This is a genomic window from Rhodococcus sp. AC861 (assembly GCF_979256035.1).
Genome location: NZ_CEEDMW010000007.1, coordinates 38550 through 62642, shown reverse-complemented (window position 1 = coordinate 62642; position 24093 = coordinate 38550). Strand labels below are relative to the sequence as shown.

General features: G+C 65.7%; 19 protein-coding genes. 9 read left to right on the top strand and 10 right to left on the bottom strand.

Annotated elements, in window-relative coordinates:
* Positions 1–11 precede the first annotated feature (11 nt).
* The 4 genes from AC0IX4_RS20535 to AC0IX4_RS20520 form a co-directional block, all read right to left on the bottom strand.
* Complete coding sequence (locus AC0IX4_RS20535; protein WP_307091761.1) at positions 12–1028, bottom strand: ABC transporter substrate-binding protein; 1017 nt, start codon at positions 1026–1028, stop codon at positions 12–14.
* Between the two features lie 173 nt (positions 1029–1201).
* On the bottom strand, positions 1202–2515 hold the full coding sequence (locus tag AC0IX4_RS20530; RefSeq protein ID WP_231568576.1) for an amidase: 1314 nt from the start codon (positions 2513–2515) through the stop codon (positions 1202–1204).
* On the bottom strand, positions 2461–4278 hold the full coding sequence (locus tag AC0IX4_RS20525; RefSeq protein WP_082042838.1) for a hydantoinase B/oxoprolinase family protein: 1818 nt from the start codon (positions 4276–4278) through the stop codon (positions 2461–2463). Before AC0IX4_RS20525 ends, AC0IX4_RS20530 begins: the two co-directional genes overlap by 55 nt.
* Complete coding sequence (locus tag AC0IX4_RS20520) at positions 4275–6356, bottom strand: hydantoinase/oxoprolinase family protein (protein ID WP_471830789.1); 2082 nt, start codon at positions 6354–6356, stop codon at positions 4275–4277. Before AC0IX4_RS20520 ends, AC0IX4_RS20525 begins: the two co-directional genes overlap by 4 nt.
* Before the next feature lie 369 nt (positions 6357–6725).
* Between AC0IX4_RS20520 and AC0IX4_RS20515 the strand changes: the two genes are divergently transcribed.
* From AC0IX4_RS20515 to AC0IX4_RS20480, 8 genes are all read left to right on the top strand, one after another.
* Positions 6726–7460 carry a FadR/GntR family transcriptional regulator gene (locus AC0IX4_RS20515; RefSeq protein ID WP_027504876.1) on the top strand — a complete coding sequence of 245 codons (735 nt, stop codon included), beginning with the start codon at positions 6726–6728 and terminating at the stop codon, positions 7458–7460.
* A 136-nt stretch (positions 7461–7596) separates the two neighbouring features.
* Positions 7597–8148: a MaoC family dehydratase gene (locus AC0IX4_RS20510; RefSeq protein ID WP_027504875.1), complete on the top strand. Its 552-nt coding sequence runs from the start codon at positions 7597–7599 to the stop codon at positions 8146–8148.
* The gene (locus AC0IX4_RS20505; RefSeq protein WP_042572949.1) at positions 8145–9359 is read left to right on the top strand and encodes a CaiB/BaiF CoA transferase family protein; all 1215 of its coding nucleotides are present in this window, start codon (positions 8145–8147) and stop codon (positions 9357–9359) included. Before AC0IX4_RS20510 ends, AC0IX4_RS20505 begins: the two co-directional genes overlap by 4 nt.
* A complete protein-coding gene (locus AC0IX4_RS20500) occupies positions 9356–10726 on the top strand; it encodes an MmgE/PrpD family protein (RefSeq protein ID WP_042572948.1) in 1371 nt (456 codons plus the stop codon). Before AC0IX4_RS20505 ends, AC0IX4_RS20500 begins: the two co-directional genes overlap by 4 nt.
* Positions 10727–10752: 26 nt before the next feature.
* A complete protein-coding gene (locus AC0IX4_RS20495; RefSeq protein ID WP_027504872.1) occupies positions 10753–11916 on the top strand; it encodes an acyl-CoA dehydrogenase family protein in 1164 nt (387 codons plus the stop codon).
* Positions 11913–12728: an HpcH/HpaI aldolase/citrate lyase family protein gene (locus tag AC0IX4_RS20490; protein WP_307091752.1), complete on the top strand. Its 816-nt coding sequence runs from the start codon at positions 11913–11915 to the stop codon at positions 12726–12728. The genes AC0IX4_RS20495 and AC0IX4_RS20490 overlap by 4 nt, the downstream gene beginning before the upstream one ends.
* Positions 12729–12860: 132 nt before the next feature.
* Entirely contained in the window at positions 12861–14201 is a 1341-nt protein-coding gene (locus tag AC0IX4_RS20485) for a hypothetical protein (RefSeq protein WP_471830787.1), read from the top strand.
* 20 nt (positions 14202–14221) lie between these two features.
* Positions 14222–14929, top strand: a complete 708-nt coding sequence (locus AC0IX4_RS20480; RefSeq protein WP_471830786.1) for an HD domain-containing protein — start codon at positions 14222–14224, stop codon at positions 14927–14929.
* 3 nt (positions 14930–14932) lie between these two features.
* Here the strand turns inward: AC0IX4_RS20480 and AC0IX4_RS20475 are convergent, their stop codons facing one another.
* From AC0IX4_RS20475 to chvE, 6 genes are all read right to left on the bottom strand, one after another.
* Positions 14933–15280 carry a hypothetical protein gene (locus AC0IX4_RS20475; RefSeq protein ID WP_471830785.1) on the bottom strand — a complete coding sequence of 116 codons (348 nt, stop codon included), beginning with the start codon at positions 15278–15280 and terminating at the stop codon, positions 14933–14935.
* A complete protein-coding gene (locus tag AC0IX4_RS20470; RefSeq protein ID WP_471830784.1) occupies positions 15277–17706 on the bottom strand; it encodes an AAA family ATPase in 2430 nt (809 codons plus the stop codon). Before AC0IX4_RS20470 ends, AC0IX4_RS20475 begins: the two co-directional genes overlap by 4 nt.
* A 133-nt stretch (positions 17707–17839) precedes the next feature.
* Entirely contained in the window at positions 17840–18826 is a 987-nt protein-coding gene (locus tag AC0IX4_RS20465) for a LacI family DNA-binding transcriptional regulator (protein ID WP_471830783.1), read from the bottom strand.
* Positions 18827–18912: 86 nt separating this feature from the next.
* Positions 18913–20247 (bottom strand): multiple monosaccharide ABC transporter permease, encoded by a 1335-nt coding sequence (gene mmsB / locus AC0IX4_RS20460; RefSeq protein WP_042572945.1) that lies wholly within the window; start codon positions 20245–20247, stop codon positions 18913–18915.
* Positions 20244–21782, bottom strand: a complete 1539-nt coding sequence (gene mmsA / locus AC0IX4_RS20455; RefSeq protein ID WP_056074307.1) for a multiple monosaccharide ABC transporter ATP-binding protein — start codon at positions 21780–21782, stop codon at positions 20244–20246. Before mmsA ends, mmsB begins: the two co-directional genes overlap by 4 nt.
* A gap of 8 nt (positions 21783–21790) precedes the next feature.
* Positions 21791–22924 carry a multiple monosaccharide ABC transporter substrate-binding protein gene (gene chvE, locus AC0IX4_RS20450; protein ID WP_471830781.1) on the bottom strand — a complete coding sequence of 378 codons (1134 nt, stop codon included), beginning with the start codon at positions 22922–22924 and terminating at the stop codon, positions 21791–21793.
* A 290-nt stretch (positions 22925–23214) separates the two neighbouring features.
* On the opposite strand from chvE, the gene AC0IX4_RS20445 reads away from it, so the two are divergent.
* The gene (locus AC0IX4_RS20445) at positions 23215–24027 is read left to right on the top strand and encodes an acyl-CoA thioesterase (protein ID WP_442971145.1); all 813 of its coding nucleotides are present in this window, start codon (positions 23215–23217) and stop codon (positions 24025–24027) included.
* Positions 24028–24093 lie beyond the last annotated feature (66 nt).

The window sequence follows — 24093 nt, the reverse complement described above, 5'->3', positions numbered from 1 at the left end:
CGAGGAGCAGGTCAGGCGGGGCAGTCGCCGGGAACGTCGTCGTCGACGTCGGGGGCGAGGAACTCGGGATCGAACAGGGTGCAGAAATCGGGCACACGGTCGCTGCCCGACGCGTCCACACCCGACTGGGCGGCCTCGACGGATGCCGTGTCGAATCCGCCGCCCCAGGTGTCCACGGACGAGGCACGTTCGACGACGGCGGTGGCCGACTCGACGTCGAATCCTGTGTATTCCGCATAGATTCGGGCGGCTGCGACGGGGTCTGCCTTGATCGAGGCGACCGCGTCGGTGTACCCGTGGTTGATCGCGCGGACGACGCCGGGGTTGCTCGCGGCGTAGTCCTTGGTCGTGGTGATGGTCGACTGCAGGAATCTCTTCATGTAGTCGGGGCTGCTGACGATGAGCTTGAAGTCCTCCGGCCGCTGTTCGGCGACGATGGACGGAATCAGGGCGATGTCGACGGAACCCGCTTCGAGCAGGGCCAACCCCTCCCCGATTCCACCCGACGACACGCGCTCGATCCGCGCAGGATCCGCTCCGGCGAGGGAGGGCAACAATCGGGTGAGTGCGTCCGACGCGGAGTTCGGTCGCGTGTACGCCCACCTTCGGACGTCGTCGATCGAGTCGACCGCCGAGTTCGACGCCAGCGCATAGAAATTCATCGGATACGGACCCTGGGTACCGCCACCCACGATGCGCAGCTCGGACCCACCGGCGTCGGCCTGCACGATGGAGGGGTAGCTGACCTCACCGATGGGGATGTTGCCGTCGAGGAGGGTGCGCATGGTCGCGCTGCCGCCCTTGCCCGGAACGATGTTCTCGACGATGACGCCGTACTTCTCGAACAGTCCCTGCTTCTGTGCGACGAGCCACGGGATGCTGTAGATCTCGGCGGCAGCCGACACCGTCACGTCGATGGTGACGGGGTTCGCGGGGTCTGCGTCGCGGCCCGGTCCCGAACTGCAGGCGGTCAGTCCGACGGTCAGTCCGAGTACCGCCAGGAGCGGCGCGACTCTGCGTCTGTACATCTGTTCCTCGCTGGCTGGTCGATGTAGTGACGGACCACGAGAGGCGTCTCCGACGCCTGATCCGTTCGGTTGCAGTGCGGTTGGTGATCCACGCAACACCGACTTTACGGGATACATACGATGATTGACAGCGTTCGTGGTGATTTGTCACCCGCGATTCCGACAATTACCGCTCAATCATCTGATGTATGACGGCCAGGGCGTCGCTCGTGCCAATCGGTCGCGCCCTGATACCGCACCCCGGCCTCGAAGAGCACACTCTCTCGACCTCGCGCAGCGGTGAGCTGAGCACCGACCGGCATCCCCGACAGTGGGTGGAACCCCACCGGCAGCGCGAGAGTCGGTCCGTCGTGCAACGACCACGGATAGGTGAACTGACCCATCCGTCGAGACAGGGCAACCACGCCGTCACCGCCGGCGAGGGGCGGCACGTCCACGGGCATCGTCGGGGTCAGCACCAGGTCGACGTCCTCGAGGACCGGACGCAGCAGGGCTCGGAACCGTTCGCCCGCCTCGTGCGCCGCGGCGCGATCCTCGTCGGTGATGCCGAGCCCCAGCATGATTCGTTCTCTGGTCGCCGCCTGGAACAGGGACGGTTGCGTACGCAGCCTCGCTCGATGGTGACGCGCGAGATCGCTGTAGACGATCGTGTAGACGATGTCCTGGGCGTCGGCCGCGAAGGGCAGCGACACGGGAACGATCGTCACGTCCAGCTCGGCGAACAGGCTCACGGCGTTTCGGACGGTACGGGCCACACCCTCGTCCACGTCGGCGCAGATGAACACGTCCGGCACTCCGACACGGACTGTGCCCGTGACGTTCTCGGTCGAGCGGGAGGACAGTGCGTCGAACAGGGCGGCCACCTCCCCGACCGTGCGCGCCATCGGGCCCACCGTGTCGAACTCCTCGCTGACCGGGTGAACACCGGCCGTGCTGATCGACCCTCTACTCGGACGCAGGCCGGTGACACCGCATGCGGCGGCGGGGAGTCGGACCGAACCGCCGGTGTCGGTACCCAGCGCGGCGTCCACGATTCCGGCCGCGACGGCGATACCTGAGCCTCCGCTGGAGCCACCCGGAACCCGGCCGAGGTCCCACGGGTTACGTGACGGCCCCGCGGCCGAGTTCTGCGAGGTCACGCCGACGGCGAACTCGGCCATGTTCAGTTTCGCGGTCACCCGAGCGCCGGCCGCACGTAGGCGTGTCACCACGTCCGCGTCGTGGTCCGCCCGGTGGTCGGCGAAGTAGGCCGAGGCACAGGTGGTCTCGATGCCGGAGACATCGATGTTGTCCTTGACCCCGACGGTTTTCCCGGAGAGAGGCCCCTCGCCGGCCGGGGGTGCATCGATCCATCGGATGACACTCCCCAACCGAAGGTCGAGAGCGAGCGGGGACAGGTCCGGTGTCTCACCGGCCTGTCCCCCACTCTCGGTCAGGCTGCGCTCCGCGCTCGCAGCTCCGCCGTCGCGTCCTCGTCGACGGTCCACGATGCGGTGTTCACGACCACACCGTAATCGCGTCGCGCGTCCTCCTCGGTGAGGTACTCGTCCCAGACGTCGCTCAACACCTGGAACGGGTCCCGCTCGAAGGGATCGCCGAAGCCGCCACCGGACGGGAGCTTGATTTCCAGGGTCTCACCGGCACGGATCGTCTCCTGGGTCACCTTGGAGTAGAGCACCTCCTCGCGGTCGGTCCCGGCGTTACGAGTGAACGCACCCGAGACGCCCTGGTGCCCACCGAGTGCTCCCGCCGGCGGATCCGAGCGGTTGTCCGCCTCGGAGCCCAGGAACGTGTCGGTCTCCATCAACCACTTGCGCACGCTGCCGATACCGCCACGCCACTTGCCGGGAGCCGGTGCCTCGTCGCGCAGCTCGTATCGCAGCGCCCGCATGGCGTGGTTGAGCTCGAGCTCCTCGATGGGGTTGTTGCGGGTGTTGGCCATCAGCGCGTCGACGGCGTCCATGCCGTCCTTGCCGTTGCGGCCGCCGTACGACCCCTCGTTGATCTCGATGTACACCCAGTACGACTCGCCGTCGGGCGCGATTCCGGAGTACGCGATGGCACACAGCGCCGCGGACGATCCTGCGATCGCATGGTCCGGAAGGACCGGTGCGAGAGCGAGATTGATCGAGTCGAACACCCGGTTCACCTGAGAGAAACGCGCGAAGCACGACGCCGGGAAGTCCGGGTTGAAGATGGTGCCCTCGGGTGCGTACGCCTTGACGGGTCGGAAGCAGCCGTCGTTCTGCGGAACGAAGTCCTCGGTGAGGTCCTCGTCCAACAGAATGGTCCGGATCGCCGAGACCGCGACCGGGAGGACCGACCCCTCGAATGGGACGTTGAAGGCGGTGGGGACCTGACTGTTCGAGCCGGTGAGGTCGATCAGGATGTCCTCCCCCTCGACCTGCACGCGTACGGCCACCTTCAGCGGCTCGTCGCGGTTCTTGCCGTCGTCGTCGAGGTAGCCGATCGGTGCCTCGTAGCTGCCGTCGGGAATCTCGCGGATCTTGGCACGCAGCATGGACTCCGAGTAGTCCATCCACCGTTCGCCCGCACTCATGACGGTGTCGAGACCGTACTTCTCGAGCAGCTCCGTGAAGCGCTTCTCGCCGATCCGCGAGCACGCGATCAGGGCCTCGAGGTCGCCACGGTTCTGCTCGGGGGTGCGGACGTTGTCGAGAATGTGCTGGATGAGGTAGTCGTTGCGGACGCCCGCCTGGTAGATCTTCATCGAGTCCATGAGCTTGCCCTCGGCCCACACGTCGACGACGTCCATGCACAGTCCGGGGAAGTTGCCGCCCACGTCGGAGACGTGGCCGGTGCAGCCCGCGAAGCCGATGTGTTCGCCCTGCCAGAAGATCGGGATGATGACGCCGTAGTCCGGCGAGTGTGCGGCGCCGTGGTACGGATGGTTGTGCAGGATCACGTCACCCGGCTCGTACGTTCCCGCAAGCCTGCGGTTGACACCCCGAATGTAGGCGGGGATCGAACCGCAGTGCATCGGTGTGGAATCCGACTCGCACAGCTCACGCCCATTGATGTCGAAGATGCCGGCGCCGAGGTCCTCCGACTCGCGGATGAGGCTGGAGTACGCCATCCTGTAGAGCACCTGGGCCATCTCCTTGGCCATCGACTGCAGGGCACCGCCGATCACCCGGAGCGTGATCGGATCGACCTCCACGTCGTTCCACGTGCGCGTGGAGTCACCCGCCAACGAAACTCCGGTGGTGGGCATCAGCGTCTTGCTCATGCGAGGTTCCTCTCGATGATGATGTGGCCGACGGCGTCGACGGTGGCGTGCTGATTCATTCCGACGATGGTGGTCGAGTCGAACTGCTCGACGATGGCGGGTCCGTCGAACCTGTTGCCCGCCAGCAGGAGAGATCGCTCGTACACCGGGGTCTCGACCCATTCGGGCTTCGCGGTGTCGTCTTTCCAGAAGAGCGCGCGGGCCGTGGTCTTGATCGCGGCGGAGGCGTCGGCGGTGCCCTTCTCGATGTCGGCGATGCGCACGTGAGGCACCGCACCGACGCCCGTGACACGGACGTTGATCAGCTGCACGGGCTTGTCGTCGAAGCGCTGGGAGTACGTGCGCCCGTGCGCCTCGTGAAAGGCCTCGGCCGTCGTCTTCACCCAGACGTCGTCGATCTCGCCGTCGGGTGCCTGCACGCGGAGCTCGTACCCTTGCCCCACGTAGCGGCAGTCGACGCTGCGCTCGAGCGAGATGTTCTCCGGTGCAACCCCGTCCGCCCGCAACTGGGCCACTGCCTGCTCGGACAGCCGCTCGACCTGCTGACGCAGCAGCTCGATGTCCGGGTCGGCCGACGAGGTCCACACCGTGGTGGGCTCCTCGTAGCGGATGTCGGTGGTGAGCAGACCGACCGCCGACGTGATGCCGGGGTGGCCGGGCACGATGACGCGCGGGATACCGAGCTGATCGGCGATCTGCCACGCGAACAGCGGCCCTGCTCCACCTTCCGCGATGAGGGAGAAGTCGCGGGGGTCGTACCCCTTGCGCACCGAGTGCAGGCTGATGGCTTCCGTCATGGAGTGCGCGAGGATCTTGAAGATGCCCATCGCCGCCTCGTCGAGAGGCGCGTCCAGCATGTCGGCGATGTGGGTCTGGATGGCGGTGCGGGCGAGTTCCGGCTGAACCCGCATGGTGCCGGACAGGAAACTGTTCTCGCGCAGCCACCCCATCATGACCATCGCGTCGGTCGAGGTCGGCTCGGTACCGCCGTGGCCGTAGCACGCAGGTCCGGGAACGGCACCGGCGCTGCGCGGTCCGACGCGGAACATGCCGCCGTCGTCGACCACCGCGATGGAGCCACCGCCGGCGCCGATGGTGTCGACCTCCGCCATCGGCACCATCGCGTGGTAATCGCCGATGCGAGTGTCCAGGAGGTGCTTCATCCGCAGTGCGCCGTCGGGCGCCACTCCCACGTCCGCCGAGGTGCCGCCGACGTCGAGGGTGATGACGCTCGGGAAGCCCGACGCCTTGCCGATGGCGCAGCCGCCGAGGAGACCGGCGACCACGCCGCTGGTCAGCAGTGACACGGGGATCTCACTGGCGCTCCGGGAGGTGACCAGTCCGCCGGCGGAGGTCATGAGGTGCACGTCCTCGCCGACCTGTGCCGCGCTCGCCTTCTGTGCGAGGTTCTCGATGTACTGCGACGTCTTCGGCCCGATGAACGCATTGAGCGCGGCGGTGGAGAAGCGCTCGTACTCGCGGTACTGCGGAGCGACCTCACTGGACAGCGACACGAAGACGCCGGGGAACTCCTCGGCGATGATCGCCTTGACCCGCTGCTCGTGGGTCGGGTTGCGGTACGAGTGCAGAAAGGCGACGGCGATGGCGTCGACGCCTCGCTCGCGCAGGAGCCGAACCTGTTCCCGCACAGCATCTTCGTCCAGGGGTGTCAGGACCGCGCCGGAGGCGTCGATACGCTCCGGAACGACGCGCCGGTTCCGCCGCGGTACCAGTTGCCACTTCTGCCACGGCAGATCCTGGTAGTTGGAGTAGTTGAGGGGTCGCTTCTTGCGTGCGATGTGCAGGAGGTCGCGGAACCCCTCCGTCGTGATCATTCCGACGTCGCACCCGTTGTGCTCGAGGACGATGTTGGTGGCCACCGTCGTGCCGTGGAAGAACATGTCGATCTCGGCCGGGTCGATTCCAGCCCGCTCGGCCAGGACAGCGATGCCGTCCATCGTGCCGATCGAGGGATCGTGGTTGGTCGACGGCGTCTTGTGCACCACCACGGTGCCGTCGTCGTCCCACAACACGAGGTCGGTGAAGGTTCCACCGACGTCGACTCCGATTCGTTTCATGTGCCATCCAATTCTGTCGGCTCTCACGTGGGGAGCAGGAGTGGGACGACCGGGACGCGTCGCTGCAGTCCGGGAGTCCGTGCGGGGTCTCTGTACACCCTGCGAAGGTGACCCGAGTCATAGTGCGCCACCCCGTGCCCGAAAGCAATACCTCTGATGTTTCGGGCAGGTGAAGCGTTGTCACGCACCCTTCGGGCCAGTTCGACGGCATTCGACACCCTAAACAGCCGATGTATCACCGAGGTGACCATCTTCCGATGCCACTGCTCACCGCAGTCGCTCGCGCTACGCTCGTGCTGTTCCGCCACCGTCGCCCCACGTGATCGCCCGTCGTCACGAGCCGGACGACCGACCGAGAGGCCCGCCTCAGTGCCCGAATCCTCGACCGCCGATCCGAGCGCCAAGAGCACGCCGGCCTACGCCGCACTCGCGACACGACTGCGCGACCGCATCCTGTCGGGCGAACTGCAGCCGGGTGAGCGCCTCCCCAGCGATACGGAACTGACGGCGGAGTTCGGCGTCGGCCGGAGCACCATCCGCGAAGCCCTACGGTCGTTGGCGAGCCAGAATTTGATCCTCACCACTCGCGGCGTCACGGGCGGCAGCTTCGTGGCGGTGCCCAGCGTCGGCCACATCAGCGAGCACCTCGAAACCGGTGTCGCGCTCATGACCACGGCCGATGCCGTCACTGTCGACCAGCTGATGGAGGTACGCAACCTCATGGAGGTGCCTGCGGCGGGCATGGCCGCCTTCCGCCGCACCGAGGACCACCTCGATCAACTGCGCGCCTCGATCTTCGATCCCACCGACGCCCAGGGGCCGGAGACCTTCGTCAAGAACCAGGAGTTCCACCTCGTCCTGCTGCGCGCTGCGCAGAATCCCCTGCTCGAACTCATCACGGCACCGGTGTTCCGGGTGCTGTCGAAGCGATTCGGTCGTGATCACGCGCCGGAGGGCTTCTGGCAGTGCGTCGACCATGACCATCGGGCGATTCTCGACGTCGTCGCCGCGGGCGACTCGATGTCCGCGATGGACATGATGCGTCGCCACCTCGACCATCTGGGCGGCTCCTACCGACAGATGGACAAGCTGCGCACCCAGTAGCACCAAACATCTGCTCTTTCCTCAGAATCGACCGCATCGGATCCTGCAGATCCGGTCAGATCTACCCCTTGACGGTCTAATCATCTGATGTTTATGGTTCAGGTGCAGGCTTCGCCGACCGACACAGGGAGACACCGTGGCAGTCCATCCGGCCGTTCTAGGGCGCTTCTTCGAGGATTACGTGGTGGGTGACGTCTACCAGCACCCTCTGGGACGCACCGTCTCGCAGGCCGACAACACGTGGATCACGCTGCTGTCGATGAACACGAACCAGAACCACTTCAACGCACATCTCGCGGCGCAGAACCCGATCACCGAGGGGCGCGTCATCGTGAACTCGGGCTTCACGGTTGCGGTGATTCTCGGCATCTCCGTACTCGACATGAGCCAGAACGCGATCTCCAATCTCGCGTTCACCGACATCAAGATGTCTCATCCCGTGTACGAGGGCGACACGCTGTACGCCGAAAGCATCTGCACGGGCCTGCGACTCTCCGAGTCCCGCCCCTATGCCGGCATCGTCTCGATGATCACCCGTGGCCTCAATCAGGATGGCGTGGAGGTCATCTCGTGGAAGCGCTCCGTCATGGTGGCGACGCGAGAGAGCGGCATCGGCCAGAACTACTTCCCGGAGGCGCAGAGCGGTCCGCTGCAGCTGCCGTCCGACACGAAAGGCGACGCACGATGAAACCACTCGAGGATGTCCGCATCATCTCGCTGGAACAGTACGGCGCAGGCCCGTTCGGCAGTCTTCACCTCGCCGACCTCGGTGCCGACGTCATCAAGATCGAGGACCCCAACGTCGGCGGTGACGTCGGCCGGTACGTGCCGCCGTTCAACGAGGGCGAGGACTCGCTCTTCTTCGAGACGTTCAACCGCAACAAACGCAGTCTGTCGCTCGATCTCTCCACACCCGCCGGGCGCTCCGTCTTCGAGGACCTCGTGAAGTCCAGCGACGCAGTCTATTCGAACCTGCGCGGTGACGTTCCCGCCAAGATCGGCATCACGTACGACGATCTCAAGCACCTCAACCCCGCTATCGTCTGCTGCAGCCTGACCGGGTTCGGTATGACCGGTCCGCGCGCGAAGGAACCAGGTTACGACTACATCCTGCAGGGACTCGCGGGCTGGATGAGCGTCACCGGTGATCCCGACGGCCCACCCACCAAATCCGGTCTCTCGCTGGTGGACTACTCGGGCGGGTTCGTCGCCGCGATCAGCCTGCTCTCCGGTCTGCACGCCGCGCGGCGTGACGGTGTCGGCGGGGACTGCGACGTGTCGCTGTACGACACCGCGATGTCGCTGTTGACGTACCCCGCGACGTGGCATCTCAACGCGGGTTTCGAGCCGGTGCGAACCAAGAATTCGGCCCACCCGTCGCTGGTCCCGTTCCAGGCCTTCGAGGCCACGGACGGCTGGCTCATCGTCGGCTGCGCCAAGGAGAAGTTCTGGGAACGGCTCGTCGTCGCCATCGGCCGACCCGATCTCGGCGCCGATCCTCGCTTCGCAAGCTTTTCCCTGCGGGGGCAGAACAAGGACGTTCTGCTGCCGATGTTGGAGGACGTGTTCGCGACCGACACCGTCGCACATTGGTTGTCGCTGCTGGGCCCGGCAGGCGTTCCGTCCGGACCGATCAACGACGTGGCGCACGCGCTCACCGAACCCCACACGCTCGCACGCAATCTCATCGTCGAGACCGAGCACCCGGTGTACGACACGGTGCGCCAACTCGCCTCCCCCGTCAACTTCGGGCCGCAGCGTCCCGAATACCGACGTGCACCGCAGCGCGGGGAGAACCTCGAGGAGATTGTGGCCGAACTCGGCTACGACGAGGAGACCATCGCCACCCTGCGCCGTAGCGGCGCCTTCGGCGAGGTGACGGCCGAGGCACACGCGTGACCTCGACCGTGCTGACCGAGTGGGCGACGGGAGTGACACTCGACGATGTGCCGCCGGCCGTGCGGCACGCGACCGCTCGTCACCTGCTCGATTCGGTGGGTACCGCGGTGGCCGCGCAGCGTCTGGGCCACGGACGCGCCGCCTGGACCGTCGCCGACGGTCTCGGCGGCCCTCCCGAGGCCCGCCCGTTGACGGGGAACCGAGCACTGTCCGCACCCGCCGCCGCCCTGGCCACCGGCGTTCTGGTGCACGCGCTCGACTTTGACGACACGCACGCTGGCGCGCTGGTCCACGCCACCGCCGTCACCCTGCCGGCAGCCTTCGCCGTCGGCCAGCAGACCCACGCCACCGGTGCCGAGGTACTCACCGCCGCGACACTCGGCCTCGAGACGGCCTGCCGGCTGGGCGCTGTCAGTCCCCACGGTTTCCACGCTCGGGGAATCCACGCGACCGCGGCGGTGGGCCCGCTCGCTACGGCCGTCGTCGCCGGTCGACTCGGAAAGTTCGACAGCCAGACCCTGGTCAACGCTCTCGGCATCGCTGGATCGTCGAGCTCAGGCCTGCTCGAATTCCTCGACACCGATGCCGACACCAAAGCGCTGCACCCTGGCACGGCCAGCTTCAACGGCATCCTGGCCACCCGCCTCGCAGCCGCCGGCGCCACCGGACCGGGCTCCGTGTTGGAAGGGCGACGGGGTATCTATGCGGCACTCACCGATCGACCCGTCGACCTGACCGTTCTGACCGACGATCTCGGAACCCGCTGGGAAGCACTGGGGATCGGCATCAAGCCGTACCCCAGTTGCCAGCTGATGCACGTCACCCTCGACGCGGTGTCCGCCGCTGTCGCGGGCCACGACATCCACATCGACGACATCCGTGACATCGAGGTGCTGGTCCACCCGGACTCCACCCCGTTCGTGTGCGGACCCAACACGGGCGTCGCCTCCCCGCGCAGCACGTACGACGGCAAGTTCGATCTGCCGTGGAGCGTGGCCGCGTTGCTGCGCGACGGCGTGGTCGACGTATCCACCTACACCGACGCGTCGATCGCCCGAGCCGACGTGCTGACAACGGCGCGCACGGTCCGCGTCGTCGAACGTCCCACCGACGGGCCCGCGGCCGCCGCTCCCGGACACGCCACCATCACCCTCGCCGACGGCCGTGTGCTCGTGGGAGACGTCGGCGGAAGTCGCGGCAGTAGCGCATTCCCACTCGACGACGCGGCACTGCGGGAGAAGTTTCTCGGCAACTGCGGCCACGACGCTCGTGCGGACGAACTCGCCGATCGCGTTCTCGGACTCGCCGACGAACACGACCTCTCCGCCGTGCTCGATCTCGCCGCAGCCATCGCGCCCGCCCCCTGACCCTCGCCTGGAAGAAGGACACCACCATGGATTTCACGTACGACGAACAGCAGACGGCGTTCCGTAAGGCATTGCGCACCTTCGTGGACAAGGAGATCGTCCCGGTCGCCAACGAGTGGGAAAAGACCGGCCGCTACCCCACCGAGATCGTCGACCACATGAAGGCCATGGGCCTGTTCGGAATCACGACACCGGAGGAATACGGCGGCCTCGAACTCGACAAGGTCTCCTTCACTCTCGTCTACGAAGAGTTGGCCCGAGGGTGGATGGGCATCGCCGGCATCGTCGGCAGCCACAACCTCTCGTGCTGGATGATCGCCAAGCACGGCACCGATGAGCAGAAGCAGTCTCTGCTCCCGAAGCTGGCCACCGGTGAGTGGCGCACCGGCGTCGGCCTCACCGAGCCAGGTGCGGGCACCGACCTGCAGGGCATCAAGACCACCGCCAAGCGCGACGGCGACCACTACGTCGTGAACGGCGCGAAGACGTGGATCACCAACGCGCGGCATGCGAACGTCCTGCCCGTGCTGGTGAAGACCGACACCTCCGCCACCCCTCCCCACAAGGGCATGAGCCTGCTGCTCATCGACACCACCAGTGAAGGTTTCGAGGTCCAGCGTGACATGGGAAAGCTCGGTTACAAGGGCACCGAGTCGTGTGAGATCAGCTTCGACAACGTCCGGGTGCCGGTCGACGCACTCCTCGGCGGCGTCGAGGGCCGTGGACTGCAGCAGGCGTTGTCCGGACTCGAGATCGGCCGACTCAACATCGCGGGTCGCAGTGTGGGAATCGCGCAGGCGGCCTACGACGCCGCGCTGCAGTACGCGAAGGAGCGCACCGCCTTCGGGCAGCCCATCGCCGAGTTCCAGGCGATCCAGTTGAAGATCGCCGACATCGCCACGCAGCTGCAGGCGGCCAGACTCATGACCTACTGGGCTGCATCGCAGGCGGATTCGGGCAAGCGCGTCGACATGGAGGCGGGCATGGCCAAGTACTTCGCGTCGGAGGCCGCCATCACCGCCAGCCTCGAGGCCATGCGCATTCACGGCGGCTACGGCTACTCGACCGAGTTCGTCGTCGAGCGTCTCTACCGCGACGCGCCGCTCATGGCCATCGGAGAGGGAACCAACGACATCATGCGCACCGTCATCGCGAAGTCGTTGGTCGCGGGATCGAGCGTGATCGGGTGAGTGCGGCGCTCACCTACCTCTACGTCCCCGGCGACATGCCGGCCCGCTTCGACAAAGCGCTCGCCTCGGGTGCGGAGGCCGTCGTGCTCGATCTGGAGGATGCAGTCGCTCTGCGGGACAAGGACTCCGCACGCGCGGAGGTCGCCGCCTGGGTCGCTGCGTGCGAGCCCGGTGACGTCGAGGTCTGGGTGCGCGTCAACCCGGGCCCGCTGCAGGAAGCCGACATTCGCGCGGTGGCACATCCCCGGCTGACCGGGGTGTGGCTCCCCAAGGTCGGATCACCCGAGGAGATCGCGATCGCCGATCGGGTGCTCGCCGACGTGTGTCCGCACGCCGCGGTGTCGCCGTTGCTCGAGACGGGTGCCTCGCTGTTCGACGCGCTCGCCATCGCGCGAGGACCCCGTGTGCGCTTCCTGCAGATCGGTGAGGCCGATCTCGCCGTCGACCTCGGTATCGACGGCGAATCGGACCCCAGCGCGCTGCTGTTCGCGCGGTCACAGGTGGTCGCGGCCAGCGCCGCCGCAGGCCTCCTCCCCCCGCTGGGGGCCGTGTCCCGCAACTTCCGCGACCTCGACGCGTTCACCGCGGACACGCAGTCACTGTCGCGTCTCGGCTTCGTGGGCCGCGCGTGCATCCACCCGGCCCAGGTCCCGGCGGCGCGCGCGGTGTTCGAGCCCACGCCCGAGGACGTCACCCGAGCACGCGCCGTGCTCTCGGCCCTCGAGTCCGGTGGGGCCGGGGTCGACCAGGACGGCCACCTCATCGACGAAGCAGTCGCGAAGCGGGCACGGCGGGTGATGGAGCGCGCGTAGAGGACGAGTGGGTTCGGGCCCGAAACATGTCGGTGCCCTGCTGTACACAGTGAGTAGGCAGACGGATGATTCCTGCCGGCGACGCTCGGTTCTCCGACGTCGAGCTAGCTGTTCGCACAGAATCGAGAACCCATGGACCACGACAGTCGCGGCTTGGGCGGTATCCCCGCCGGCAATCCCGGTTTCACTATCGCAGTCGAGATCGACCGACCCTTCGACCAGATCGAACCGGACGAATATCTCCGGCTGCTGCACCTGGTCGGTGACGACGCGGCCAGGATCGACCGTTCCCTGCTCGGTCACGCACGCGTCGTCCTCGACGTACCCGGTAGCGGATGGTGGGTCTCAGGGCAGGCCGCTCTCCATGCTGTCGACAGGCTCGCGAAGGAGTGGACCGTCCTCGGTGTCGAGACGAGCAGATCGGACCTCTGGTCCACTAACCCCCACATGGCCGACAGTCGCCTACCCCGCACTCGCCGACTGCCGGCGAGTGAGGGCACTCGGTACACCGTCATCATCGAGGTCGAGCCATTCGATGCCGATCACGGCGCTATCGAGCTCGCCCGGCACTTCCCGTTCGGCGAGCGCGCCGACGCCGTCGTCGCCGAGAACGGACTCGACCACATCATCGTGTCGAGGCGCGACCGCGACGTGTCCTGGGCCTGCCAGCTCACGGCAAAATCCTTGCACTCCATCAGCGGTGAGTGGTCCATCACGCGCATCAGAGCAGTCGAGACCGCGGTGTGGAAACGGGAGCACTCTCGTCCGCGCGTCGACAGGCGACCGACTGCAATCCCACAGTGGCAGTACGCACTCCGCATCGACGGCACCAGATGCGTCGTCGTCACCGACAAGGATGTCGACCTGGACAACTGGTACGCGAAGTACACCAACTCGGACGGCATGTCGGGCGTCGAGCAGTTCTTCCACGGCCCCGCCTGGTTGACCGACGACGGTATCGCGAACCTTCGCAGGAACGGCGACGCCATCGACGCATGGATAGCTCCCCTGCCCAGCGGTGGCCTACTCGACAACATCACCGACGGATACGGCCGAGTTCTGCCCGTCGACGATTCCGACGGCACCGCAGCATGGTTGATGGAATCGATGTACGACAAGCCCGCCGGACTGATCATCGAACTCGGTCCCAACGACTACGATCCCGACGACGAGGGGGACGTCTTCAACGCGCAGATCCACGTCCTCGACGACGGTGTGTACATGGTGCGCCGATCGCGAGCCGTTCTCCAGCGACTCCGACTGGCCGACCATGGTGTCGAGGGGTTGGAACTGGATCACTGGCATCACGACGATCATTTCGACGACTGCACGGACGGCTACCTGTTCACCCGTGACACGCAGCTGATCGCCAACGCGTGCGTCGCGTGGTTCCGACAGAACGGTGTCACGGACAAGCGCAGTTCCCTGGGATGCTCGTACGAATTCGTCGACCATCTCCCCCGCACTTCCTGACCTCCGACCGAAAGGACACCATGCCGTCGACGTCCGACGCCATCACCCGTGCTGTGCAGAACGTGCCGCTGAAAGACATGGATCCATCGCTACTCGCCCACGCCATTCGCTACGAGGTAGGTGGCCGCGGACTCGACACCTCCTCTCTGCAGGACGCGCTCGCTGTCGCGTCGTACGCACACCTGACGCAACGACGTACTGCGCGCGGCGATCAGATCAACGACCCCTACATCACGCATCCGTCTCGGAATGTGCTGCGACTGAGCAGGTACGGATGCTCGCAGCTCGATGTTCTGGTGGCTACGGCCCTTCACGACACCGTCGAAGACCAGTCCGACCGCATTGTCGAGGTGCTGGGCGGCTTGACTGCACTCGGCGCTATCGAGACCCACTTCGGCGCGGAAGTCGCCAGACTTGTCGATGCCGTGACCACCCCGCCGAAGAACGGCCAGGATCGCGCAACGCAGTACGCCGAGCACATCACGACCGTGATCCGCGACCCGAAGGTATTCCTGGTCAAGGTGTCCGACTTCGTCGACAACGCCGGCAGCCTGAAGTACCTCGCAGATGACGCGAAGCGGACCAAGCTGCTGCGCAAGTACGCGCCGCTCGTCAAGATCTTCGAGACTGCCGCCACCGAGCACGGCGAGGCGCTCGGTCTCACGGCGGACGGGATGCAGGATCTGCGCGGTCACCTGGAGTCGATCAGGGAACAGACCAGTGGCTGATGCTCACGCGTCGACCAGGAACCCGGCGACAGATTCGCACAGATTGCGCACCTCGGTAACGGTGGGCGACAACTCGTAGGCGTGGTGATGGCACGCCTGAGACAGGCGGCCCCAGGCATAGTCGAGTGTGCGTACCGATTCATCCTCGGGCGCAAGCGCATACAACACGATCAGCTTCACTCTCATGCTGGCATGCACGACACCCTCGTCGACCGCTGAGCAGCGCGTCTCCACGATCGACTCGAGCGCCTGCCGGGCGAGTACTGCTGCGAGCCGGGCATTCTGGCCGGTAACCGGTTCCTCCTCGAGAAGTCGCCGGGAGTACCCGAGCAATTCCGCGGGCGCCGTCACTGCACTGCCAGGAGTTCGTCGACAAGTTTATTCAGATCGCTCGCGTGCGACTTCGTCGGGATGGAGCCGGCGCCGTGCACACCCTTGTTGGCGTAGTGCAGCGAGCCGCCTCTCCACTCTCGGTAGGACAGCCACGCACCGATCTCCTGGTCGGACTTCCCCATCGCCAGCGCGATCCGGCCTCTGGTCTTCTGAGTCTCGGACCACGTGCGCTCCAGATCGACCCATGCGGTGCCGTCGGCAGTCCGGGTCCTGACGTAGCGATCCCACGCTGCCGCTTCGATCGCCAAGCGGAAGATCGCTTGCACTGCGCGGCGCTTGACCTCGTCGGGTAGCCGTTCGTCTCGCACCGTGGCGTGAACGTCGGCGACGTAACGCTGCGCAGGTGTGTCGGCCTCGGCCAGCCGGACCGAGGATTTCGCCTCGCGCGTCACCTCCACAAGTCGGGCGCCGATGGACCGTCGGCGCAACGCAGCCGGCAGTCGATCGTCGTGAGAGAAGACCACGACCTGGCGTGTGGCTGCGAGGTCGACGAGAACGTCGACGAATCCGTCGATCTTGGCCGGGTCCATCGCCTGGATGGGGTCGTCGAGAACCAGGAAGCGGAACGGGCTTCCCTCGGTGGTCGCACGCGGAATGAACAGCGCCAACGTCAGAGCGTGCAGTTCGCCCTGACTCATCACGGACAGGGCCCCCGTCGACTGACCGTCGACCGACGCCTCGATGGTGGCCTTACGCCGAGTCGCGCGGCCTTCCAAAGTGATTCGACCGATATCGACGTTGGACTCCTGCCGCAGCATCGACCAGATGCGACGGGCCTGATCGCCGATGGGCGCCAAGCGCTCGTCGCGCAGGACATCGATGTGACCCGTGAGCCACGACCTCGCGGCGTCGACGCGGGTGAGCTGTTCCTCGACTGCGCGCGCCTCGCGCTCGAGGTCGACCCATCGGGCCAGCTGTTCCGCGAGGGGCGTCCACTCGGTCTCCAACTGGGCGAGTGCCTGCGCTGCCTGCTCTCGCACCCCGGCTGCGGCGTCGATGAGCACCGGCAGAGATGCTGTGACGTGGTCGCCCAGAGACGTCGCGTCAGAGGGCACGGTCCGCGCTGTGTCACGAGCGGCCCGGTAGACCTCGAGGTCCAGTCCACCTGCGTCATCGTCTGCAGGCGGTGCGGAGAGGGCCAGGTCTCGCAGAGAGCGCGCTGCTGCATCGAAATCCGACTTCGCGTCGCGGTATCGCTGGGTGTCCGTTCGACCCGCCTCGAGTGTGAGTCGCGAACGCTCGGCCCAGGCGTCGTCCAAGGTCCCCTCACCACACACGGGACATGGGCGACCGTCGCCGCCGGGATGCAGTTCCAGGGCGGCGGACAACAAGTCGAGCAACCGTTCCTGCGTGTCAGCCACCACGCCGGTCACGGCTGACAGAGCGTCTCGGGCGGTGTCGAATCGCGCCACCGCGTGCTCGGTCTCGCCGATCTCCACTGTCTGCAGTGTGGCTAGACGCCGCAGGGCCGCCACGACCGTCGACGACGCAGCCTCGGAACCTGTCGCGATGCCCGCGACGACGTCGAGGTCGGGCTTGTGCTTGCGGAGCTGTTGGAACGCCGCAGCGGCACGTTCATCGCTCGACGCTTCGACTGCCACCTTGACCGACTTCTTCGACTGGGTCGCTGCGGTGCGCGGCTTCTTCAGCTCGCCGTGCCTCTCGGCCAAGCGCTTCTCTGCAGCCGCCACCGCGTCGAGCCCCAGTAGTTTCGCGATGGCGTCGTAGAGGGCCGACGGTTCTTGTTCGAACATCCGGCCGACCTCGTCGTACGACAGGATCGGTCGATGGGAATCGAGTGCGTCCCGCCACCCCAGGGTGTCCGTTCCGGTCGACCTCGCCGCCTTTTTCTCCTGCACCCAGAATGCGGCATCGTCGAGCTCCGCCCCAGCGGGCCAGTCGACACCGACCGTGGTCTCGGGTCGCCCGTCGATGGTCAGCCCCACACGGATCGACGCCTCGCCGCCGTGGTGCATGTTACGCCAGGACGAGGCCCACACGACGCTCTTCTTGTTCGCACTCCAGCGGTACGACTTGCTGGTGAGAGCGAACTCCAGTGCTTCCGCGAAACTCGACTTGCCGGATCCGTTCCGTCCCGACACCACCGTGATGCCAGGCCCGGGTACCAGGGACAATCTCGACGTCGGACCGATGCCCCTGAACCCGGTCACCTCGATGGAGGACACGAATGCCCCGACGGGACCGTCCTGGGACGCGGGTGAGTCCGGCTGCAGCGCCTCGTGTTCCACGGTTCCGTGAAGTTCACTGGCGAGCTCGGCGTCGCCCTCCAGTGCCGCGAGAACGACGTACGCGATCTCGTCGGTGACAGACACGTCGTCCGTCAGGGCCTGAGTCACTGTGTTGATCAGTTCTGTGTCCGTCACGGTCACGATCTGTGGCACTCCCTCGTACGCTCGACGCCGCCTGTGGAGCGCGACGAGTCAAAACGTACCCGGCGGTTCCGACAGCGCGCGTCGTTTCGGATCGGACGGGCAGGACCGCGACAGTGCTCCCCGCTCACCCCGCGGGCGTAGCCGTACTCGCTCTGGTCACCAACCTGGGCGCGATGCTGAAGCGCCGTGTACTTCTAGTGCCGGACTCGATCTGCGCGAGCAGGATCTCGACGCTCCGGATCCCCACTTCGCCGAACTCCTGACGGATCGTGGTCAAGGGAGGCGAGTAGAACTCGGCATCGGGCACGTCGTCGAAGCCCACCACGCTGACGTCGCGCGGAACGCTTCGGCCGGCAGCATCGAGAGCGCGCAGGACCCCGAGGGCCATCGAGTCGTTCCCCGCGAACACTGCGGTGACACCCGCGATCTGCGCCAGGACAGTGCCGGCGGCGCATCCCGATTTGGCGGTCCAATCCCCGTTCAGGATCGGCGGCGGATCGATACCCCTGTCCTCGTGGGCCATTCGCCAGCCGCTCACCCGGTCGGCTGCCTCGTACCAGCCGAGCGGACCTGCCACGTGCCACACCTCGCGGTGCCCGAGCTCCAACAGGTGCGACGTGGCTTCTCGCGCTCCCGCGACCTGGTCGACGGACACCACGGCCAGTTCCCCGGCGGGCGAGCCCTCCACCGCGACGAGCGGAAGGTCCCCTGCCAAGCCGGCGATATCGTTGTTGTCGGTTCGAAGAGGCGCGATCACGACGACGCCGTCGACACCTTGCTTCTGCAATCGGCGGACGCAGGCATTGATCGCGTCCTCGTCGAGCGACGTAGGGACGCCCACGAGTACCGAGTAACCGGCTTGTCGGGCAGCACGTTCGACGCTGTACAGCGTCGAGACCGGTCCGTGCAGAGCATGACCGGTCCCGACGATGCCGATAGTCCGATTGCTGCCGGTCACTAATGCACGAGCAGCGGTGTTGGGCCGATACCCGAGTTGTGTGATCGCCTGGTTGACCCGAGTTCTCGTTGCTTCGGTGACATTCGGGTGACCGTTGATCACGCGGGACACGGTCTGGTGGGACACGCCTGCGAGTCGGGCCACGTCTGTCATGGCCGGTCCACGTGTCGGCGTCATCGTCCCCCCGTTCGCTCGATGGTCGTACCTGATCTCAGCACGCCCGAGCGCTTCCTGCCTGTCTAGTTGGGCGTGGAGGGTGGCACGGTGACGGCCGGGCCGGGTGCGGACGGGGTGGTGCCGCCCAGCATCTCAGCCGGAACCGGGAGACCCATGTAATTCGACGGTGCCGGTTTCTCGGCCTTGTCCGGTTTACCGCCTCGACCGCTGGCGGCGCGACGCTTCGTCCAGATGTCGAATGCGACAGCGGCGAGGAGCACCAGTCCCTTGACCAATTGGACTCGCTCACTGGGCGATCCGATAAGGGACATTCCGCTGTTGATGACGGCGATGATCAGTCCGCCGGTCAGAGCGCCGACGATGCGACCGACACCGCCCTGCACGGCTGCACCACCGATGAAGGCGGCCGCGATGGCGTCGAGCTCGAATCCGTTACCGGCGGTGGGGCCGGCCTGGTTGAGTCGGCCGGCGAAGATGATGCCGGCAAGGGCGGACAGCACACCCATGTTGACGAAGAGCCAGAACGTGACCGGCTTGACCTTGATGCCCGACAGCGACGCGGCGTGGATGTTTCCGCCGATGGCGTAGACGTGGCGACCGAACACCGTTCGACCGGCCAGCGTGGAGTACCCCATGACGAGCACCGCGAGGAGGATCAGGACGTACGGCAGGTTCTTGAAGCGGGCCAGCTGAACAGCGATGGCCAGCACGAGAAGTCCGGCGAAGGTGACCTTGGCGATGAACAGCGGCAACGCATCGACGACCTGGCCGTACTTCTGCCGTCCCGTGCGGGTCCGCCACTGGCTGAACACGATTCCGGCGATGGCAGCGATGGCGACCAGCAGCGTGAAGATGTCGGCGCCGCCCAGGGGTCCGAGGCCGACGTTGCCCAGGAATCCCGGGAGGAAGCCGTTGGACAATGTCCGCACCGGACCGGGGAACGGCCCGATGCCCTGGTTGCCCAGCACGATGAGGGTGACAGCTCGGAAAACGAGCATGCCGGCCAGCGTGACGATGAACGCGGGGATGCCGAAGTACGCGACCCAGTAGCCCTGCCACGCTCCGATCAAGCCGCCCACGACGAGCGTGATCAGCACCGCCAGCGGCCATGGCACGTTCTGTTGAACCATGAGGACACCCGCGATGGCGCCGGTGGCCGCGACCACCGATCCCACGGACAGGTCGATGTGGCCGGCGATGATGATGACGACCATGCCGATGGCCAGAATCAGGATGTAGGAGTTCTGCACCACCATGTTGCTGATGTTCTGCGGCACCAGGAGTTGGCCACCGGTGAGCGCGGTGAACAGCAGGATGATCAACGCGAAGGCGATGAAGATCCCGCTCTGGCGGAGGTTTCGCGTGAGCAGCCCCCGGACGGTCGACAGCTGATTCATCGAAGTACTCCTGTTCCACGGGTCATGAGATGCATGAGAGATTCCTGCGTCGCGTCCTCCCGAGTCACCTCACCGGTGATGCGGCCTGCGGACAGCGCGTAGATCCGATCGCACAGCCCCAACAGTTCGGGCAGCTCGGACGAGATCACGAGAACGGCCTTTCCTGCGTCGGCGAGGCTGTTGATGATCGAATAGATTTCGAACTTGGCGCCGACGTCGATTCCTCGCGTCGGCTCGTCGAGAATGAGCACGTCCGGATCACTGAAGATCCACTTGCTCAACACGACCTTCTGCTGGTTGCCACCGGACAGCTTGCCGACGACGGCTTCCACGTTGGGAGCCTTGATGTTCATGCTCTTGCGGAAGCCCTCGGCAACCTCGTACTCGTGGTTGTCGTCGACGAATCCGTGTGCGACCAACTTGTCCAGGGCCGCGGTGGAGATGTTGCGCTTGATGTCGTCGATCAGGTTGAGGCCGTAGCGCTTGCGATCCTCCGTCGCGTACGCGAGTCCGTGCTCGATCGCGTCGTTGACGGACTTGACGTGAATCTCTTTGCCGTACTTGTACAACCGTCCGGAAATGTCCGTGCCGTAGCTGCGTCCGAAGACGCTCATGGCCAGTTCCGTGCGGCCGGCGCCCATCAGCCCGGCGAGACCGACGATCTCCCCGCGGCGGAGCGTCAGATTCGCCTTGTCCACGACGGTCCGACCGTGCTGGGTGGGGCTGTGCACGGTCCAGTCCTCGATCCGCAGCACCTCCTCGCCCACCGTGGATTCGTGCGGCGGGAAGCGGTGCTCGAGATCGCGGCCGACCATGAGCGAGATGATGCGATCCTCGGTGACATCCGGGTTGCGCATGTCCAGCGTCTCGATGGTCCGACCGTCCCGGATGATCGTGGTCCGGTCGGCGATGGCCGCGATCTCGTTGAGCTTGTGCGAGATGATCACGCACGTGATGCCCTCGTCCCGCAGACCGCGGAGCAATTCGAGGAGGTGGGTGGAATCCGAATCGTTCAGTGCTGCGGTCGGTTCGTCGAGGATCAGCAGTGTCACGTCCTTGGACAGTGCCTTCGCTATCTCGACGAGTTGCTGCTTGCCGACACCGAGGTCGTTGACGACGGTGACCGGGTTCTCCCGCAGCCCTACACGGTTCAGTAGGGCTGCGGCCTCGGAGTTGGTGCGGTTCCAGTCGATGAACCCGCGCTTGGACCGCTCGTTGCCGAGGAAAATGTTCTCGGCAATGGACAGATGCGGACTCAGCGCGAGTTCCTGGTGGATGATGACGATGCCCTTGGCTTCGCTGCTCCGGATGTCGGAGAACTCGCAGGCCTGACCGTCGAACACGATGTCGCCGTCGAATGTGTCATGGGGATACACACCCGACAGAACCTTCATGAGCGTGGACTTTCCTGCGCCGTTCTCGCCGCAGATCGCGTGAATTTCGCCGCGCTCCACGGTCAAGGTGACATCCTGCAGTGCTTTCACGCCCGGGAACGTCTTGGTGATCCCGCGCATTTCCAAGATCTGGCTCGTCATCGCCGAACTCACTTCAATTGATCCTCGGTGTAGTAGCCGCCGTCGACGAGAAGCTTCTCGTAGTTGTCCTTGTAGACGATCTCGGGCTGCAGCAGGTAGGCGGGAACGACCTTCTCACCGTTGTCGTAATCGGTCGTGTTGTTGGTCTCGGGGGTCTGGCCCTCGAGAACTGCCTGTGCCATCTGGATGGTGACCGCCGCCAATTCGCGGGTGTCCTTGTAGATGGTGGCGTACTGCTCACCGGCGATGATCGACTTGACCGACGGAACCTCTGCGTCCTGACCGGTGACGATCGGGTAAGGCTGACCGGCGGTTCCGTATCCGTTGCTCTTGAGCGCGGACAGGATTCCGATGGACAGGCCGTCGTAGGGCGAGAGCACGCCCTGAACCTTCTGGCCCGACGAGTACGTCTTGGTCAGCAGGTCTTCCATGCGCTTCTGAGCGGTCGCCGGGTCCCAACGAAGGGTTGCGGCCGTCTCGAAGTCGGACTCACCGCTGCCGATCTTCAGGGTTCCCTTGTCCAGGTACGGCTTCAGGGTCTCCATGGCACCGTCGAAGAAGAAGGTGGCGTTGTTGTCGTCGGGCGAACCGGCGAAGACCTCGATGTTGAACGGGCCGGCGGGGGCATCGGCCTTGTCGGTGCCGTCCTCGTTCTTCAGGCCCAGGCCGACCAGCAGGGACGTGGCCTGGTCGACGCCGACCTTGTAGTTGTCGAAGGTGGCGTAGTAGTCGACGTTCGGCGAGTTGCGGATCAGGCGGTCGTACGCGATGACGCCGATGCCGTTGTCCTTGGCTTCCTGCAGCTGCGTGGTGATGGCGGTGCCGTCCACGGAGGCGACGATCAGCAGCTTCGCGCCCTGGGTGATCTGGTTCTCGATCTGGTTGACCTGGGTGGGGATGTCGTTCTCTGCGTACTGCAGGTCGACCTTGTAGCCCTTCGACTCGAGCGCGCTCTTGAGGTTGTCGCCGTCGGCGATCCATCGAGCGGACGACTTGGTCGGCATGGTGACACCGATCAGAGCGCCGGCCGTGTCCCCTCCGGTCGTCGGAGCGTCAGCGTCCTTGGTGCTCGATCCGCAGGCCGACACCGTGATCGCGATGGCGACCGCGGCAGCAGCTACGGGTAGATATCGGAACTTCATCGTGTCTCCCTGGTGGTGGTGGTCGTTCATGGTCGGCGCGCGTCCGACCCGCTTCGAGCTCCGAGGTGTTCGTCATGCCACGTCGCGTACGCATGAACGCCTGTGGTCCGAGTCACACCGCTTGAAGAGTGTGAGCGATAACAGAACCGTTGTCAACGTGCTCCCCGAACTGGGCAGACGCTGTTGTTAGCGTTAACACGTCGGCGTTCGCCTCGCAGAGTTTTCGGAGGGAGTTTCGGCTCGATCGCCGGGCTGCGAGTTATGCTTCCTCGCATAACTACGGAGTGAGGATCACCATGAGCCACGCGGGACACCATGTCTTCGACGACGCCCTGTCGCTGGAGAACCTCGGCGACGGACTCTATCGAGGCCATACGTCGAAGCCCTACAACAACATGGTCGGCCCGTTCGGCGGCGTCACCGCGGCGACGCTGATCCGCGCCGTCGAGATGCACCCCGCCCGACTGGGTGACCCTGTCTCCCTCACAGTGAACTTCGCCGGGCCCGTCGCCGAGGGCGCTTTCGAGATTTCGGCCCGCGCCGTGCGCACCAATCGCAGCAACCAGCACTGGTACCTCGAACTGAGCCAGGACGGAACGGTTGCCACGACGGCCACCGCCGTCTTCGGTACCCGACGGGAAACCTGGGACTCGCTCGAGTCCTCTCCTCCCTCCGTACCCGCGCCCTCCGACGTCGAGTCCGTCGATTTCCCGGAGTTCATCGCCTGGGCGAACAACTACGACATGCGCTTCACCGCCGGCGCGTTGACGGAGACGGAAGCGGCCGATTCCGTGGCGACGCTGTGGGTTCGCGACTCCCCTCCCCGCCCGCTGGACTTCACCTCACTCACGTCGATGAGCGACATCTTCTACCCCCGCGTCTTCCAGCGTCGAGGAAAGTACGTCGCCGCCGGCACGATCTCGCTGACGGTCCACTACTTCGCTACCGCAGACGATCTGGCGGCCCAGTCCGACGACTTCGTCCTCGCCACAGCCCATGCCCGACGCTTCCACAAGGGCTACTTCGATCAGACGGCCGAGTTGTGGAGCACCACCGGCACTCTGCTCGCCACCGGTCACCAGGTCGTCTACTACAAGGACTGATATCGGACACCTGCCGGTCCGCAGTGTGCACAATGTGACGCAGGGCACGTTGCTTGCGCGCCGCGC

Coding starts and splice junctions, on each gene's coding strand:
- AC0IX4_RS20535 (WP_307091761.1), bottom strand. CDS start 1,028: ATGTACAGACGCAGAGTCGCGCCGCTCCTGGCGGTACTCGGACTGACC.
- AC0IX4_RS20525 (WP_082042838.1), bottom strand. CDS start 4,278: ATGAGCAAGACGCTGATGCCCACCACCGGAGTTTCGTTGGCGGGTGAC.
- AC0IX4_RS20520 (WP_471830789.1), bottom strand. CDS start 6,356: ATGAAACGAATCGGAGTCGACGTCGGTGGAACCTTCACCGACCTCGTG.
- AC0IX4_RS20505 (WP_042572949.1), top strand. CDS start 8,145: ATGAAACCACTCGAGGATGTCCGCATCATCTCGCTGGAACAGTACGGC.
- AC0IX4_RS20495 (WP_027504872.1), top strand. CDS start 10,753: ATGGATTTCACGTACGACGAACAGCAGACGGCGTTCCGTAAGGCATTG.
- AC0IX4_RS20485 (WP_471830787.1), top strand. CDS start 12,861: ATGGACCACGACAGTCGCGGCTTGGGCGGTATCCCCGCCGGCAATCCC.
- AC0IX4_RS20480 (WP_471830786.1), top strand. CDS start 14,222: ATGCCGTCGACGTCCGACGCCATCACCCGTGCTGTGCAGAACGTGCCG.
- AC0IX4_RS20465 (WP_471830783.1), bottom strand. CDS start 18,826: ATGACAGACGTGGCCCGACTCGCAGGCGTGTCCCACCAGACCGTGTCC.
- mmsB (WP_042572945.1), bottom strand. CDS start 20,247: ATGAATCAGCTGTCGACCGTCCGGGGGCTGCTCACGCGAAACCTCCGC.
- mmsA (WP_056074307.1), bottom strand. CDS start 21,782: ATGACGAGCCAGATCTTGGAAATGCGCGGGATCACCAAGACGTTCCCG.
- chvE (WP_471830781.1), bottom strand. CDS start 22,924: ATGAAGTTCCGATATCTACCCGTAGCTGCTGCCGCGGTCGCCATCGCG.